A 15,450-nucleotide genomic window follows, 5' to 3' on the forward strand; every position below is an offset into this window, starting at 1 on the left:
CCATGGCCGCCGCCTCCGATCCCCTGGTCGTCCTGCGGGGCGTCGTCAAACGCTTCGGCCGCACCGCCGTGGTCGACGGCCTCGACCTCGCCGTCGCGCCGGGTGGCGTGACCGCCGTGGTCGGCCCCGACGGCGCCGGCAAGACGACGCTGCTGCGCCTCATGGCCGGCCTGCTGGCGCCCGACGCCGGCACCGTCACGGTCTGCGGCCACGACACCATCGCCGAGCCCGAGGCGGCGCGGGCGGATCTCGGTTACATGCCGCAGCGCTTCGGCCTCTACCAGGACCTGAGCGTCGCCGAGAACCTCGCCCTGCACGCCGACCTGCAAGGCCTGCCCCCGGCGGACCGGCCGGTGGTGTTCGAGCGGCTGCTGGCCTTCACCGGCCTCGCCCCCTTCACGGGGCGGCTGGCCGGCAAGCTGTCGGGCGGCATGAAGCAGAAGCTCGGCCTCGCCTGCGTGCTCATCCGCAAGCCGCGCGTGCTGTTGCTCGACGAGCCGACGGTGGGCGTCGACCCGGTGTCGCGGCGCGATCTGTGGGCCATGGTGCAGGCTCTGCGCGACGACGGTACGGCGGTGGTGTGGAGCACCAGCTACCTCGACGAGGCGGAGCGGTGCGAGACGGTGGTGGTGCTCGACGGAGGCCGCGTCCGCTTCGCCGGGCCGCCGGCCGATCTGACGGCGCAGGTGGCGGGCCGGACGCACGTGGTCGAGGGCCTGTCGGGCGACCGCCGCCGCATCCAACGCCGCGCCAACGCGTTGCCGGCGGTGGTCGACGCCCTGATCCAGGGGCCGGCGGTGCGCCTCGTGCTGGCCGAGGGCGCCGCGCCGCCTGCCGCCGAGGCGCTGGGCGATTCTGCGGCGCAGGTGGTGCCCGTGCCGCCCCGGCTGGAAGACGCCTTCGTCGCCCTGCTGGCGCCCGCCCGGCCGGCGGTGCCGGGCGTGCGGCTCGACGTGCGGGTGGGGAAGGGGGCGGCGGACGCCATCGCCGTCCACGACCTGACGCGCCGCTTCGGCGACTTCGTGGCTGCCGACCGGGTGACCTTCAGCGTGCCACGCGGCGAGGTCTTCGGCCTGCTCGGGCCCAATGGCGCCGGCAAGTCCACCACCTTCCGCATGCTCTGCGGCCTGCTGCCGGCCAGCGGCGGCACGGCCCGCGTCGCCGGCTTCGACCTCGGCCGCGCCGCCCCGGCGGCGCGGGCGCGCATCGGCTACGTGGCGCAGAAGTTCTCGCTCTACGAGGCGCTGACCGGGCGCCAGAACCTCGCCTTCTTCGGCGGCGTCTATGGCCTGGGGCGGCGGGCGCTGGCCGAGGCGGTGGCCCGCGTCGCCGGCGGCCTGCACCTGGATGCGGCGCTGGATGCCACCGTCGCCGACATGCCGCTCGGCATCAAGCAGCGCCTGGCCGTCGCCTGCGCCGTGCTGCACGGGCCGGAGATCCTGTTCCTCGACGAGCCGACCTCCGGCGTCGACCCGCTCACCCGGCGTGAATTCTGGCGCCACATCAACGGGCTTGCCGAGGACGGCGTGACGGTGATGGTGACCACCCACTTCCTCGACGAGGCGGAATACTGCGACCGCGTCGCGCTCATGGACGCCGGCCGGGTCATCGCCCTCGGCCCGCCGGAGGACCTGAAGGCCGCCCACCGCACCGCCGAGGTGCCCGAACCGACGCTGGAAGACGCCTTCATCGCCGCCATCGCCGCCGAGCGCCGGGAGACGCCGCCATGACCAGATCCGCCGGCCTCGACCCCCGCCGCACCGCCGCCCTGGTCCGCAAGGAGGCGCTGCAGGTCATGCGCGACCCGTCGAGCCTCGCCATCGCCTTCGTGCTGCCGCTGGTGCTGCTGTTCCTGTTCGGCTACGGCGTGTCGCTGGACGCCGACGACGTGCGCCTCGCCGTGGTGGTGGAGAACCCGACGCCCGATACGGCGGGCTTCACCGCCACCCTCGCCAACTCGCCCTATTTCCAGGTCACCGAACTGCGCAGCCGGCAGGAGGCGGTGCCGCTGCTGGATCGCGGTGCGGTGCGCGGCATCGTCGTGCTCGGCCAGCGCTTTTCCGCCGACTACCGGGCGGGGGCGGAGGCGCCGGTGCAGGTGATCCTGGACGGCGCCGACGCCAACACGGCGCGGCTGGTGCAGGGCTACGTGCAGGGGGTGTGGAGCACATGGCTGACGCAGGAGGCGCTGCGCCAGGGCCGCTCGCTCGCGGTGCCGGTGGTGGCGGAGGGGCATGTGCGCTACAACCCGCAACTACGCAGCCGCAACTTCCTCATCCCCGGCCTCATCGCCATCATCATGGCGCTCATCGGCACCCTGCTCACCGCCCTGGTGGTGGCGCGGGAGTGGGAGCGCGGCACCATGGAAAGCCTGATGGCGACCCGCGTCGGCGTCGGCGAGATTCTGGTCGGCAAGCTGCTGCCCTACTTCGTGCTCGGCATGGGCGGCATGGCCCTGTCGGTGGGCTTGGCGGTGACGCTGTTCCAGGTGCCGTTCCGCGGCAGCGTCGCGGCGCTGGTGCTGGTGTCGGCGGTGTTCCTGCTGGGGGCGCTCGCCATGGGGCTGGTGATCTCGGCGCTGACCCGCAACCAGTTCGCCGCCGGGCAGGTGGCCATCGTGGCGGCCTTCCTGCCCGCCTTCATGCTGTCGGGCTTCGTATTCGAGATCAGCGCCATGCCGCTGCCCATCCAGGCCCTGACGACGGTCGTCTCGGCCCGCTACTTCGTCTCCAGCCTGCAGACGCTGTTCCTGGCCGGCACGGTGTGGCGGGTGCTGCTGCCCGACCTGCTCGCCATGACGGCCATCGCGGCGGTGTTCCTGGCCATCGCCGTGCGCTCGACGCGCAAGCGGCTGGACTGAGGGAAGGAGAGCCGGCCATGCTGCGACGCATCCTCAGCCTGATCGTCAAGGAACTGCTGGCGCTGCTGCGCGACGCCAAATCGCGCTTCGTGGTGATCGTGCCGCCGCTGGTGCAGCTGTTCGTATTCTCCTACGCCGCCACCTACGACGTGACGTCCATCCGCCTCGCCGTGCTGGACGAGAGCCGCACACAGGAGAGCCGCGCCCTGCTGGCCGCCTTCCAGGGCGCCCCGGCCTTCGCCGAACTGGTGCCGGTGGCGCGCGACGACGACCTGTCGGCCCTGGTGGAGCGCCGCGCCGTGACGGCGGCCCTGCACATCCCGCCGCGCTTCGCCGCCGACCTGCGCACCGACCCGCCGGCGCGGGTGTCGCTGGTGCTCGACGGCCGCATGTCCAACACGGCGCAGATCGTCCACGGCTACGTCACCGCCATCCTGCTCGACTTCGGCCGCGCCTGGGGTGCCGCCCACGGATGGCCGGCGCCGCCGTCGGTGATCGTCGAGCGGGTGTGGTTCAACCCCAACATGGAAAGCCTGTGGGTGGTGGTGCCGGGGCTCGCCGGCGTGCTGACCATGGTGGTGGCGCTGGTGGTCACCGCCCTGTCGGTCGCCCGCGAGCGCGAACTGGGCACCTTCGAGCAGTTGCTGGTGACACCGCTGCGGCCCGTGGAAATCCTCATCGGCAAGACGGTGCCGGCGCTGATCATCGGGCTGCTGGAGGCGACGCTCATCGTGGTGGCGGCGCAGGTGTGGTTCGGCGTGCCGCTGACGGCACCTGTGTGGCTGCTCTATGGCGCGCTGACGGTGTTCCTGCTGTCGATCATCGGCGTCGGGCTTTTCATCTCCTCGCTGGTGCAGACGCAGCAGCAGGCCATCGTCGGCGCCTTCCTGTTCCTGGTGCCGGCCATCATCCTGTCCGGCTTCGCGACGCCGCTCGACAACATGCCGCCGTGGCTGCAGGCGGCGACCTGGGTCAACCCCCTGCGCCACATGATGGTGATCCTGCGCGGCGTGTTCCTGAAGGACGCCGCCCCCGCCCTCGTGCTCGACAGCCTGTGGCCCATGGCCGTCATCGCCGTCGGCACCCTGGCGGGGGCGGCCTGGCTGTTCCGCCGCCGCCTGGGGTGAGCCGCCGGCCGGCGCCGATCAGGGCAGGCCGGGCAGGATCTTGTCGGGCGTCGCCGGCAGGTCGCGGACGCGCACGCCACAGGCATTGTAGACGGCGTTGAGGATCGCCGCGCCGGCGCCGCAGATGCCCAGCTCGCCAATGCCCTTGGCCTGCATGGGGTTGGCCCAGGCGTCGCGTTCCTCCAGCAGGTCGACCTCGATCTGCGGCACGTCGGCGTTCACCGGCAGGTGATACTCGGCGAAGTCGTGGTTGACGATGTGGCCGTGGCGCGGGTCGAACAGCAGTTCCTCCGTCAGCGCCATGCCGATGCCGAACACCATGGCGCCGAGGCACTGCGACCGCGCCGTCTTGGCGTTGAGGATGCGCCCGGCGGTGAAGGTGCCGTGCATGCGGCGCACCCGCGTCTCGCCGGTCACCGCGTTCACCGCCACCTCGGCGAAATAGGCACCGTAGGTGGCCTGGCGGACTTTCTTCGACGTCTCCCCGGCCTCGACGTGGCCTTCCTCCGTCAGGGTCTGGCCGCCCAGCAGGTCGGTCAGGGCCACGCGGCGGTCGCCGGCGATCGCCATGCCGTCTTTGAGGGTCAGGTCCTCTTCCTCGCAGGCGAGGCGGGCGCAGAGGTCGCGGCGCAGGGCTTCGCAGGCGAGATAGACGGCGGTGCCGGTGGAGGAGGCGCCGAACGACCCGCCCGATCCCGATCCCGACGGCAGGTCCGTGTCGCCGAGCCGCGTCTCCACCCGGTCCATGGGCAGCCCGAGCATTTCCGAGGCGATCTGTGTCAGGATGGCATAGGTGCCGGTGCCGATGTCGGTCATGTCGGTTTCCACCTCGGCCCGGCCGTCGGCGGTGAGGCGGACGCGGGCGCGGGCCTCCACCACCATGTTGACCCGCACCGCCGAGGCCATGCCCATGCCGATCAGCCATTCGCCGTCGCGCACCGACCCCGGCTCCGCCTTGCGCCGGTGCCAGCCGAAGGCCTCGGCCCCGTGATCGAGGCAGCGCCGCATGGTGTGGGAGGAAAAGGGCAGGCCGCTGCTCGGGTCTTCCTCGGGGATGTTGCGGCGGCGCAGTTCCACCGGGTCGAGGCCGGTCGCCACCGCCAGCTCGTCCATGGCGCTTTCCAGCGCCGTATGCCCCACCGCCTCGCCAGGGGCGCGCACCGATCCGGCGCAGGTGCGGTCGAGGCGGGCGACGGACAGGCCGACGACGCGGTGCTCGCCGCGATAGACAAAGGGCGTCGCCTGGGTCACCGGCTCGGCGAAGACCTCGCCCGGCAGGTTGCCGACCAGCGCCTCGTGCCCGATGCCGACGAGCCGCCCCTCGGCGTCGGCGGCGAGGCGGATGCGCTGGCGGGTCTCGGAGCGGTGGGTGGTGCCCTCGAACACCTGCGGCCGCGTCAGCGCCACCGACACCGGGCGCCCGAGGCGCTCCGCCGCGATGGCGGCGGCCACCGCCTCGGGGCTGATGCCGAGCTTGGAGCCGAAGCCGCCGCCGACGTAGGGCGACAGGATGCGCACCCGGTCCGGCTCGATGTTGAGGGAATCCGCCAGCTCCAGCCGGTTGAAGCGGAGCATCTGGTAGCTGCCGCGCAGGGTCAGCAGGCCGTCGTCCCACGTCGCGATGGCGGCATGCGGTTCCATGGCGGCGCTGACGTGACCGGGGGTGCGGTAGGTGACGTCGACGGCATGAACGGCCTCGCGCATGGCGCGGTCGAGGTCGCCCTGGCTCGCCTGCTTGCCCGGCGGCACGTCGACGGCGGCGCGGTCGGACTCCAGGTCGAGCACGGCGTCGTCGCTGCGGTCGAAGGCGATCTGCAGGGTCTCGGCGCCGTGGCGGGCCTGCTCGAAGGTTTCCGCCACCACCAGCGCCACCGGCTGGCCGAAGTAGGCGATCCGGTCCGGCCCCTGGGCTGGGGCGGCGCCGGCCATGCCCTGGGCCGGATTGCGCAGGAAACGCTCGTCGGTGACCACGGCGAGCACGCCGGGCAGGGCCTCCACGGCCTCCCGCCCCACCGCCGTCACGCGGCCCTTGTCGGTGGAAGCGCGCACCAGCACGCCATGACACAGGCCCTCCACCGGCCACTCGTCGGCATAGGTGGCGGTGCCGGTGACCTTGAGCGGCCCTTCGGGCCGGTCGAGCGGCGCGCCCAGGGTGCCTTGCGCCATGTGGTCCAGACGGTTGCGGTGGTCGGGCTCGTCGATCTTCAGGTGGGTTGTCATGCGGCGGCCTCCCGGGTGGCGTCGGCCAGCACCGCCTTCAGGGTGCGGCGGGCGAGGGGGATCTTGAAGTCGTTGCCGCCCTGGCCGCGGGCGTCGGCCAGCAGGCGGTCGGCGGCGCGGTCGAACAGGGCTTCGGACGGCGCCTCGCCGACCAGCAGGTCCTCGACGGCCGGGTCGCGCCACGGCTTGTGCGCGAGGCCCCCGAAGGCTAGGGCGGCGTGGGCGATGCGGCCGTCTTCCATCCGCACCACGGCAGCGACGGAGACGAGCGCAAAGGCATAGGAGGCACGGTCGCGCACCTTGCGATAGACCTGCCGCCCGCGCACCGGCGGCGGCAGGGTGACGGCGGTGATGATCTCGCCGGGCTGCAGCACGGTCTCTATGTGCGGCGTGTCGCCGGGCAGGCGGTGGAAGTCCGCCAGCGGCACGGATCGGCCCTCGCCCTCTGGCCCCTCCAGCTCCACCGTGGCGTCGAGCGCCAGCAGGGCGACGGCCATGTCGCTCGGGTGGGTGGCGATGCAGTGCTCGCTGGCGCCGAGGATGGCATGCAGGCGCGTGACGCCGCCGATGGCGCCGCAGCCCGATCCGGGCTCGCGTTTGTTGCAGGGCATGGCGGTGTCGTAGAAGTAGTAGCAGCGGGTGCGCTGCATGAGGTTGCCGCCGGTGGTCGCCTTGTTGCGCAACTGGCCGCTGGCGCCGGCCAGCAGGGCGCGCGACAGCACCGGGTAGTCGCGCCGCACGCGCGCGTCGGCGGCGAGGTCGGCGTTGCGCACCAGCGTGCCAATGCGCAAGCCGCCGTCGCCGGTCTCCTCGATGCCGCCGAGGTCGAGGCGGGTGATGTCGATCAGCCGCTCGGGCGCCATGACCTCCAGCTTCATGAGGTCGAGCAGGTTGGTGCCGCCGGCGATGACGGTGGCGCCGGGGGCGGCGACGGCGCGGGCGGCCTCGGCGGAGGAGGTGGCGCGGTGATAGTCGAAGGGTCTCATCGCGTGCCCTCCGCCGCGTCGCGGATGGCGGCGACGATGTTGGGATAGGCCGAACAGCGGCACAGGTTGCCGCTCATGCGCTCTGAAATCTCGGCGTCGGACAGGTCGGGCGCGGCCTCCAGGTCGTCGGTGACGTGGCTCGGCCAGCCGGCCGCCACCTCGTCGAGCATGGCCGTCGCCGAGCAGATCTGCCCCGGCGTGCAATAGCCGCACTGGTAGGCGTCGCGGTCGACGAAGGCCGCCTGCAGCGGCGCCATGGCGACGGGCGTGCCCAGTCCCTCGATGGTCGTGATGGCCTCGCCGTCGTGCATGCAGGCGAGCGTCAGGCAGGAATTGATGCGGCGGCCGTCGACGATCACCGTGCAGGCGCCGCACTGCCCGTGGTCGCAGCCCTTCTTGCTGCCGGTGAGGCCGAGGTGGTGGCGCAGGGCGTCGAGCAGCGAGGTCCGCGGGTCGGCCTCCAGCACGTGCACCGTTCCGTTGACGGTCAATTCGGTTCGCATGGCCGGTCCTCGCCTCCTGTGCCGCTGGGGTTCCGAAGGGCCAACGCGCCGCCGCTCGGGGGTGTTCATGGCCAGATCGCCGGCGGACGGTCGCGCGGGCTTCGCTGTGCGAAAATCTACTTGAAGGCGCGGGGGCGGACCCCGTACATGACGGTGCGAAGGACCTGCCGTCGGTGGGTGGAGGAGCGATCCATGAGGCTGCAGCTGCGAGACCCCGTCACGCGCCAGGCGTTCCGCCAGGCGCTGCGCGCCCGCATCCCGGCGGCGCGGCCGGAGCACATCGACGAAACCATCGCCGCCGCCACCGGCTTCGGCTCCCGCTTCGACCTGGAGGCGGCGCTGCGCGACGACGAGCAGGGCTATTTCGTGCAGGCCGCCGAGGCGTCGCTGAAGGCCTGCGACTTCGGCCACACCCTGTCGGCGGCGGCGGTGCTGGCGGCGGCCCGCTTCGCCCACGAGGTGGGCGGCCGGCAGCCGACGGCCGACAATGACGACGACGCCTTCGTGCCGCGCGTCGTCGGCGTCGCCTATGCCGGCGGCCGCGCCGGGCCGCACGCCACCCACGGCAGTGCGCTGATCGAATGGACGGAGCCCGGCCGCTTCCGGCTGGAGGTGGTGCTCACCCGCCGCGGTGGAGAGCGCCGCACCTTCGTGTGGCGCGGCGACAGCCCCGAAGCGGTGGTGGCGGAACTGCGCGACGCCGTGGAGCGCGCCGCCATCCTGCCGCCGCCCGACGTCCGCGCGTTGCTCGCCGAGGCCTTGGCGGCGGCGCGGCAGGCGCTGGGCGAGACGGTGGGCTGAGGCGGGGCTCCGGCCGCCCCTCACTCCGCCAGCAGGTGGGCGAGCAGGCTGCGGAGGCGGGCGGGGCGGGCCGGCTTTGTCATCAGGTGCCAGCCGCGTTCCTGCACCGCCCGCGCGATCTCCTCCGTGCGGTCGGCGGTGACGATGACCGTCGGCACCGGGCGGCCGATGCGGGCGTGCAGGGCCGCCACCGTGTCGAGGCCGATGGCGTCGTCGGCCAGGTGGTAGTCGGCGACCACCACGTCGGGCACGCAATCGGCGGCCTCGACGGCGGCCAGGATGCCCGGCGTGTCGACCGCCGTCAGCACCTTGCACTGCCAGCCCGACAGCAGGGCGGCCATGCCGGCGAGGATGCTCGGCTCGTTGTCGACGACGGCGACCGTCGCCCCGGCCACCCGGTCGCGGCCGCGCGGGGCGGCGACGGGTGGCGGCGTGCTCAGCGCGGCGCGGCTGCCGCGCGGCACCAGGATGCCGAAGAACGAGCCGCGCCCCGGCACCGACCGCACGATCACCGGATGGCCGAGGCGGCGGGCGATGCGCTCGACGATGGCGAGGCCGAGGCCGACGCCGTTGTCGCCGACGCGGTCGGGCTCGGCGCGCAGGCGGCGGAATTCCTCGAAGATTTCGCGCTGCTTGTCCTCCGGGATGCCGATGCCGGTGTCCCACACGCCGATCAGCAGCCCGTCGGGCCGCCGCCGGCAGCCGAGCAGGATGCGGCCCGTGCGGGTGTAGCGGAGCGCGTTGGACAGGAAGTTGCGCAGCACGCGGCTCAGGAGCTTGTAGTCGGTGCGCACCACACTGCCGCAGCCGACGTGGCGCAGCGTCAGCCCGCGGGCCTGGGCGAGCGGAGCGTGTTCCCCGGCCAGTTGGGCCAGCAGGTCGGCGATGGAGAAGTCGCGCACCTCGGTCGTCAGCACGCCGGCGTCGAGGCGGGAGATTTCAAGCAATGCCGACAGCAGCTCGTCCACCGCCTCCAGCGCCGCCGTCACATTGTTCAGCAGGTCGCGGTTGTTGGGCGACAGGCGGCGCTCGGTCAGCGCGCCGGCGAAGACGCGGGCGGCGTTGAGGGGCTGCAGCAGGTCGTGGCTGGCGGCGGCGAGGAACTTGGTCTTCGACAGGTTCGCCTGCTCCGCCTCCGCCTTGGCGGAGCGCAGTGCGTCGTTGAGGCGCAGCAGGGCGGCGGTTCGCTCGGCGACCCGCAGCTCCAGGTTTTCCTTGGCCTCGCGCAGGGCCTCGGCAGCGCGGCGGCGTTCGGTGATGTCCTGGATCAGGGCGAAGAAGCCGACCACCTCGCCGGTGCGCGCCACGTGGGGGATGTAGGTGGCATGGGCGTATTCGATGCTGCTGAGGGAGGTGGGCATGCGCATCTCGAAATCCACCGGCTCGCCGGCCAGCGCGCGGCGGACGTAGGGCTCGCGCAGGTCGAACAGGACCGGGCCGAGGGCTTCCTCCATGCTGCGGCCGTTGATCTCGTCGCGCGAGCGGCCGAACCAGTCCTCGTAGCCCTTGTTGGTGAAGCGGTAGCGGCGCTCGGCGTCGACATAGGCGATGAGCGCCGGCATGGCGTCGGTGATGAGCCGCAGCCGCCGTTCGCTGTCGCGCAGGGCCTCTTCCGATCGCTTGCGGGCGGTGATGTCGGTATAGGTGCTGACGAAGCCGCCGTCGGGCATGGGGTTGCGCCGCACCTCCAGCACCCGGCCGGACGCCGTGCGGTGTTCCAGCACGGCGGGCAGGGTGAGGCTGTCGCGCCAGGTGGCCGGGTCGTCGTCCACCAGCAGCTGGGCGCGGATGGTCTCGTTGCGCAGGAACTTCTCGAGCCCGGCGCCGAGGGTGACCGCCGCCGGGTCGATGTCGAGCAGGCGGGCGAAGCCGTCGTTCCACGCCGCCAGCCGGAAGGTGCCGTCGAACACCGAGATGCCTTGGGTGATGGTGTCGAGCGTCGCCTGCAGCAGCACCGACTTCTCGGCCAGTTCGCGCTCGCGCTGGCGGGCCTCGGCGAGCTTGATCTGGGTGATGTCGGTGTAGACGCCGACGATGCCGCCGTCGCGGGTGCGCCGCTCGCTGATCTGGATCCAGGCGCCGGTGGTGAGCTTGACGACGATGGGCTCGCCGGGGCGGCGGTGCTGCATCATGCGGTAGCCGAGCCAGCCCTCCAGGCTGTCGCGGCTCGGCAAGGCGGCGGGCGGGTCGGCCATGGCCTCGACGATGTCCAGCTCCAGCGCCCGCTGCGCCACTTCGGCGAAGGTCATGCCGGGCACGATGTGGTCGGACAGGCCGGGCCACAGGTGGCGGAACTTGGTGTTGAACAGAACCACCCGGTCGTCGGCGTCGCACAGCACGAAGCCTTCGGAAATGGTCTCGATGGCCTCGCGCAGCAGGGTCTGCGCGCTTTCCGCCTCCTCCTTGGCGATGGACAGGTCGCGGTTGCTGCGTTCCAGCTCGCGCAGGGCCTTCTCCAGCGCCTGGGTACGCTCGCGGATGCGGTTTTCCAGCACGATGGCGGTCTGGAACAGCGAGAAGGCGTTGCCCTGGTAGTCCATGCTGCGCTCGACCCGGTCCATGAGGACCTTGTTGATCTTGCGCAGCTTGGCGTTCTCGTGCTCCAGGCGGGCGATGCGGTCCTCGGGCGAGAGGGCGTCGCCCATCGCGTCAGCGGCCATAACCGATCGCCACCCCCGTGAAGGTCTGGTTGACGTGCATGGCGCCGAACTGCTCGCCGTAGGTGTTGAAGCCGATCACCCGCTGTTCGGCCAGCAGGCAGGAGACGTCGTCGAGCAGGCCGTTCTGCTCCAGCTCCAGCGAGCGCAGGATGCAGTCGCAGCCGATGACCAGCTGCGGCGGCCCGATCTGCTGGCGGATCCGGCGGAAGGCCTCGCGCAGGTTTTCCTGGATGTCGACGCCGGTGGCGGCGGTGAGCACGATGCCCTCGTCGATGGCGCAGTAGAAGGTGAGGCTGCCGTCGGGGTTCACCTTCTGGATGGACCGCACGTAGGGCACGCCGCCCACCTTCACCACCACCGGGCGGGCGGCGAACATCATGGGCGTCAGTTCCTCCACCTCCACGCCGTGGACGCGCGCGTATTCGTGGGCGGCGGGCTCGGCGTTGATTTCCGTGACGACGCGCCGGCCGGGGTCGGCCTCCGTCACCACCATCTTCTCTTCGGCCGCCACGAAGTGCTCGGTCTTGAAGACCTCGAAGGGGTGGTGGGTGGCGACCAGCAGCAGCACGGCGGCATTGCGGTGGAAGGCGCCGTCGTGCAGCACGCCGGTGTCCTGGAAGGCGAGGTCGTCGCCGGCCGAGCCGCCGAACAGCGGGATCTCGCCGAGCGCCTGGTAGAGGCCGGAGACCACGCGCTCCTCGCTCGCCGACAGGCCGTCGATGAGCAGCATGGCGAAGACCTGGTCGGTGCGCATGCCGGGCATCTTGCGGCCGAGCTGGGTCAGGCCGTCCTGCACCAGCTTCATGCTGTCGGCGACGCTGAAGTCCTCCAGCGCGTCGATGCGCAGGGCGACCGCCTGGAACTCGGGCGCGGCCAGGCTGACGCCGGTCAGCGCGCCGCGGCGGTAGCCGAGCGGCGTCAGCTCGCCCGCGGTGGTGCAGCCGACCACGGGCACGCCGGGCAGATGCTCGGCCAGGGCCGCCGCCAGCAGGCCGCGGTCGTGGCGCGAGGAGGCGAAGACCAGCGCCAGCACCGCATCGGGCTGCGCCAGGTCCTCGGCCAGTTCACGGACGGCCTGGTCGGTCTGGTCTGATCGCGAGTATCCGCGGCGGATGCGCGGCGTGTCGAGCATGGGACGGCGTCTCCCTGGTGGCGCGGCGGTGGCGGATTGGCTCCCGCTCTCGGACTGGTCATCATGCGGCGGCAGAAGGTCCATGGGAACCGATCTTTCAGCGCCAGGGCGCCGGCACGGCCGGCACCAGGGGCAGCCCGGCCGCCCCCCAGTCGTCGGTGCCGCCGGGGAACCACAGGACCGGGCCGTAGCCCCAGGCGGCGGCGCGCTTGGCGGCGTTCCACGACATCCAGCAATCGGCCTGGCAATAGAACAGCAGCGCCGCCCCCGGGCGCTCGGCGGTCACCGTGTCGAGGGTGGCGCGGAACCACTGCTCGACGGCGGGGTCGAGGGCGCCGTAACCGATGTTGGGCATCCACAGCGAGCCGGGGATGTTGCGGCGCGGCTCCGGCCGGGTCCACTCCACCCGGTCGCCCAGGTCGTGCCGGGTGGCCGGGACGGCGTCGATGAAGACCGCGCCGCCGTCGGCATGCAGCCGGCGCACGGCGTCGAGCGCCACGGTCTCCGCCCCCGGCGCGGCGGCGGGGACGGGGGCGCGGTAGGAGTCCATGCGGTAGCCGTCGGTGGCTAGGGCCGGGCCGGCGAGGGCCACCAGCACCAGGAGCAGGAGGGGGATGCGCATCGGGTTCTCAGGCCTCCGCCTTGCGCCGCATCAGCCCCCGCGCCGGGTCGTAGCCGATCACCGCCAGCGCCATGAAGATGACGGCGGCGACCACCGTCCAGCCCAGCGCCTGCCATGCGATCTGCAGGTAGAGGGCGTGGCGGATCAGCTCGACGGCGTGGGTGAAGGGGTTGATGCTGCAGATCTGATAGAGAAGCACGCTGCTCTCGCGCATCTTCCACAGCGGATAGAGCGCCGAGGAGCAGAAGAACAGCGGGAAGACGACGAAGTTCATGACGCCGGCGAAGTTCTCCAACTGCTTGATGACCGACGACAGCAGCAGGCCGAGCGCGCCCAGCATCATGCCGCTCGCCACCAGCGCCGGCAGCACGGCGAGCAGGCCCCAGCCCGGCGTGTCGATGCCGAAGGCGCGCGCGATCAGCAGGAAGGCATAGACCTGCAGGATGGACACGACGGTGCCCGCCAGCAGCTTGCAGGTCAGCAGCCACCAGCGCGGCAGGGGGCTCGTCAGCAGCACGCGCATGGACCCCATCTCGCGGTCGTAGACCATGGACAGCGAACTCTGCATGCCGTTGAACAGCTGGATCATGCCGACGAGGCCGGGAAGGATGTAGACCTCGTAGGTGATGTAGGTCTCGTAGGGCGGCATGATCGACACGCCGAGGGCGGCCCGGAAGCCGGCGGCGAAGACCAGCAGCCAGATGAGCGGTCGCACCAGCGCGCCCAGGAACCGGCTGCGCTGGTGGACGAAGCGCAGGATCTCGCGGATCACGATGCCGCGCAGGGCGATCAGGGGAGCGGTCATTGCGCGGCCTCCTGCACCGGCGGCGGGTCGGCGGTGAGGGCGGCGAAGGCATTGGCGAGGCTGCCGTGGTCGGCGACCAGCGTCGCCGCCGGGGCTTCGGCCCGCACCTTGGCTTTGTGCAGCACGACGACCCGGTCGCCCGCCGCCACTTCGTCTATGAGGTGGGTGGTCCACAGCACCGCTAGCCCGTCGTCTAGGGCAAGCGCGTGGACGTGCGCCACCAGGGCGGCGCGGGTCGGCACGTCGAGGCCGACGGTCGGCTCGTCGAGCAGCAGCAGGGCGGGGCGGTGCAGCAGGGCGCGCGCGATCTCCACCCGCCGCCGGTGCCCGCCGTTGAGCGCGCGCACCTTCTCCCCGGCGCGCGCCGTGAGGTCCAGGCGGTCCAGTTCCTCGGCCATGCGGGCCTCGGTCCGGCGGCGCGGCAGGCCGTGCAGGGCGGCGAAGACGCGCAGGTTCTGGGCGACGGTGAGGTCGAGGTCCAGCGTCGGCTGCTGGAACACGATGCCCATGCGGGCGAGCGCCTTGCGCGGCGCCGTCGCCATGTCGTGGCCGAGCACCGTCAGGCTGCCCGGCGGCGGGCGCAGCAGGCCCGCCGTCAGGGTCAGCAGGGTACTCTTGCCGGCGCCGTTGGGGCCGAGCAACGCCGTCACGCCGCCCGCCGGCACGCGGAAGCTCACGTCGTCCAGGGCGACGCGCGGCCCGTAGGCGAAGCTCAGGGAGCGGACGGCGAGGGCGGCGGCTGCGGCTGGCTCGGTCATGGCGTGATGGCGAGCCCCCAGGGGTAGCGGCCGACCTTGATGCTCTTCACCACCTTGCGATCCTCCACGTCGATGACCGAGACGTCGCCCGAGACGCCGTTCGCCGTGAACAACGTTTTCTCGTCGGGCGTCAGCGCCATGTGCCAGACGCGCCGGCCGACCAGCAGGTAGTCGAGCACCTCGTAGGTCTGCGCGTCCACCACCGCTACGTGGTTGGCGGGGCCGAGGGAGACGAAGGCGAGCTTGCCGTCGCGGGTCAGTTCCATGCCGACGGGCTGGATCTGGTCCTTGTGGATGTTGGGCAGGGCGAAGGCGATGGTCTGGACGATCTCCTTGCTGTCGACGTCGATGACCGAGACCGTGCCGCCGATCTCGGAGCTGACCCACAGGCGGCGGTCGTCCCGGTCGAACACGGCGTGGCGCGGGCGCTGGTCGACCAGGGTGTTGGCGACCAGCTGCTTCGTGGCGGTGTCGATCCAGTGGACCATGTTGGTGGTCTCGCTGGTGTTGACGGCGTAGCGGCCGTCGTGGCTGACGGCCATGCCCTCGGGCTCGACGCCGACCTCGATCTGCTGCACCACCTGCCGGCTGTCGACATCGACGATGGTGACGATGGCGTCGTCCTCGTTGGCGATGTAGAGGTGCCGGTCGTCGGGGTGCAGGGCGAACTGCTCCGGGTCTTCGCCGGAGGGCAGGTCGTGCAGGATCTTGCCGGTCTTCAGGTCGAGCACCTGCACCGTGTCGCTGTCGGAGGCGCAGATGTAGAGGACGCTGCCGTCCTTCGAGAGCGTGATGCCGCGCGGCCGCTGGCCGACGGGGATGGTGCCGACCACCTCCAGCGTCGCGATGTCGATGATCGACAGGCTGTCGTCCTTCTCGTTGGAGACGTAGAGCGTCCCCGAAGCGTGGGCCGGCAGGGCTGCCAGGAGGCCGAGGCCGAGGGTGAGGGCGGGCAGGCGCATGGACGGGGTCTCCC

The 15,450-nt window shown here is 72.0% G+C and carries 13 protein-coding genes; 4 read left to right on the forward strand and 9 right to left on the reverse strand.

The genetic code is table 11. The features are described 5' to 3' along the window. Positions 1-2: 2 nt before the first annotated feature. The 3 genes from CRP50_RS08010 to CRP50_RS08020 are packed head-to-tail and all read left to right on the forward strand — an operon-like array spanning position 3 to position 3,987. Positions 3-1,730 carry an ATP-binding cassette domain-containing protein gene (locus CRP50_RS08010; protein WP_097278493.1) on the forward strand — a complete coding sequence of 576 codons (1,728 nt, stop codon included), beginning with the start codon at positions 3-5 and terminating at the stop codon, positions 1,728-1,730. Continuing rightward, positions 1,727-2,860, forward strand: coding sequence for an ABC transporter permease (locus CRP50_RS08015; RefSeq protein ID WP_097278494.1), 1,134 nt, complete (start codon positions 1,727-1,729; stop codon positions 2,858-2,860). The genes CRP50_RS08010 and CRP50_RS08015 overlap by 4 nt, the downstream gene beginning before the upstream one ends. Before the next feature lie 17 nt (positions 2,861-2,877). Beyond that, positions 2,878-3,987 (forward strand): ABC transporter permease, encoded by a 1,110-nt coding sequence (locus CRP50_RS08020; RefSeq protein WP_097278495.1) that lies wholly within the window; start codon positions 2,878-2,880, stop codon positions 3,985-3,987. A gap of 18 nt (positions 3,988-4,005) precedes the next feature. Here the strand turns inward: CRP50_RS08020 and CRP50_RS08025 are convergent, their stop codons facing one another. From CRP50_RS08025 to CRP50_RS08035, 3 genes are read right to left on the reverse strand one after another with little or no spacing between them, the layout of a single operon-like run. Beyond that, positions 4,006-6,207 (reverse strand): xanthine dehydrogenase family protein molybdopterin-binding subunit, encoded by a 2,202-nt coding sequence (locus CRP50_RS08025; protein WP_097278496.1) that lies wholly within the window; start codon positions 6,205-6,207, stop codon positions 4,006-4,008. Continuing rightward, positions 6,204-7,193: an FAD binding domain-containing protein gene (locus CRP50_RS08030; protein WP_097278497.1), complete on the reverse strand. Its 990-nt coding sequence runs from the start codon at positions 7,191-7,193 to the stop codon at positions 6,204-6,206. The genes CRP50_RS08025 and CRP50_RS08030 overlap by 4 nt, the downstream gene beginning before the upstream one ends. Further along, on the reverse strand, positions 7,190-7,696 hold the full coding sequence (locus CRP50_RS08035; RefSeq protein ID WP_097278498.1) for a 2Fe-2S iron-sulfur cluster-binding protein: 507 nt from the start codon (positions 7,694-7,696) through the stop codon (positions 7,190-7,192). The genes CRP50_RS08030 and CRP50_RS08035 overlap by 4 nt, the downstream gene beginning before the upstream one ends. Positions 7,697-7,888: 192 nt before the next feature. Here CRP50_RS08035 and CRP50_RS08040 point away from each other — a divergent pair, with 192 nt between their 5' ends. Continuing rightward, positions 7,889-8,497, forward strand: coding sequence for a hypothetical protein (locus CRP50_RS08040; RefSeq protein WP_097278499.1), 609 nt, complete (start codon positions 7,889-7,891; stop codon positions 8,495-8,497). Between the two features lie 20 nt (positions 8,498-8,517). Here the strand turns inward: CRP50_RS08040 and CRP50_RS08045 are convergent, their stop codons facing one another. From CRP50_RS08045 to CRP50_RS08070, 6 genes are all read right to left on the reverse strand, one after another. Next, positions 8,518-11,157, reverse strand: a complete 2,640-nt coding sequence (locus CRP50_RS08045; protein ID WP_217992016.1) for a NahK/ErcS family hybrid sensor histidine kinase/response regulator — start codon at positions 11,155-11,157, stop codon at positions 8,518-8,520. Next, the gene (gene nosP / locus CRP50_RS08050; protein ID WP_097278500.1) at positions 11,147-12,289 is read right to left on the reverse strand and encodes a nitric oxide-sensing protein NosP; all 1,143 of its coding nucleotides are present in this window, start codon (positions 12,287-12,289) and stop codon (positions 11,147-11,149) included. Before nosP ends, CRP50_RS08045 begins: the two co-directional genes overlap by 11 nt. Before the next feature lie 97 nt (positions 12,290-12,386). After that, positions 12,387-12,911: a hypothetical protein gene (locus CRP50_RS08055; RefSeq protein WP_097278501.1), complete on the reverse strand. Its 525-nt coding sequence runs from the start codon at positions 12,909-12,911 to the stop codon at positions 12,387-12,389. A gap of 7 nt (positions 12,912-12,918) precedes the next feature. Continuing rightward, entirely contained in the window at positions 12,919-13,716 is a 798-nt protein-coding gene (locus CRP50_RS08060) for an ABC transporter permease (protein WP_097278502.1), read from the reverse strand. Next, positions 13,713-14,474 carry an ATP-binding cassette domain-containing protein gene (locus CRP50_RS08065; protein ID WP_097278503.1) on the reverse strand — a complete coding sequence of 254 codons (762 nt, stop codon included), beginning with the start codon at positions 14,472-14,474 and terminating at the stop codon, positions 13,713-13,715. Before CRP50_RS08065 ends, CRP50_RS08060 begins: the two co-directional genes overlap by 4 nt. Beyond that, on the reverse strand, positions 14,471-15,436 hold the full coding sequence (locus CRP50_RS08070; protein WP_097278504.1) for a YVTN family beta-propeller repeat protein: 966 nt from the start codon (positions 15,434-15,436) through the stop codon (positions 14,471-14,473). The genes CRP50_RS08065 and CRP50_RS08070 overlap by 4 nt, the downstream gene beginning before the upstream one ends. Between the last annotated feature and the right edge of the window lie 14 nt (positions 15,437-15,450).

The sequence above is a fragment of the Caenispirillum bisanense genome, assembly GCF_900230255.1.
GTDB lineage: Bacteria > Pseudomonadota > Alphaproteobacteria > Rhodospirillales > Rhodospirillaceae > Caenispirillum > Caenispirillum bisanense_A.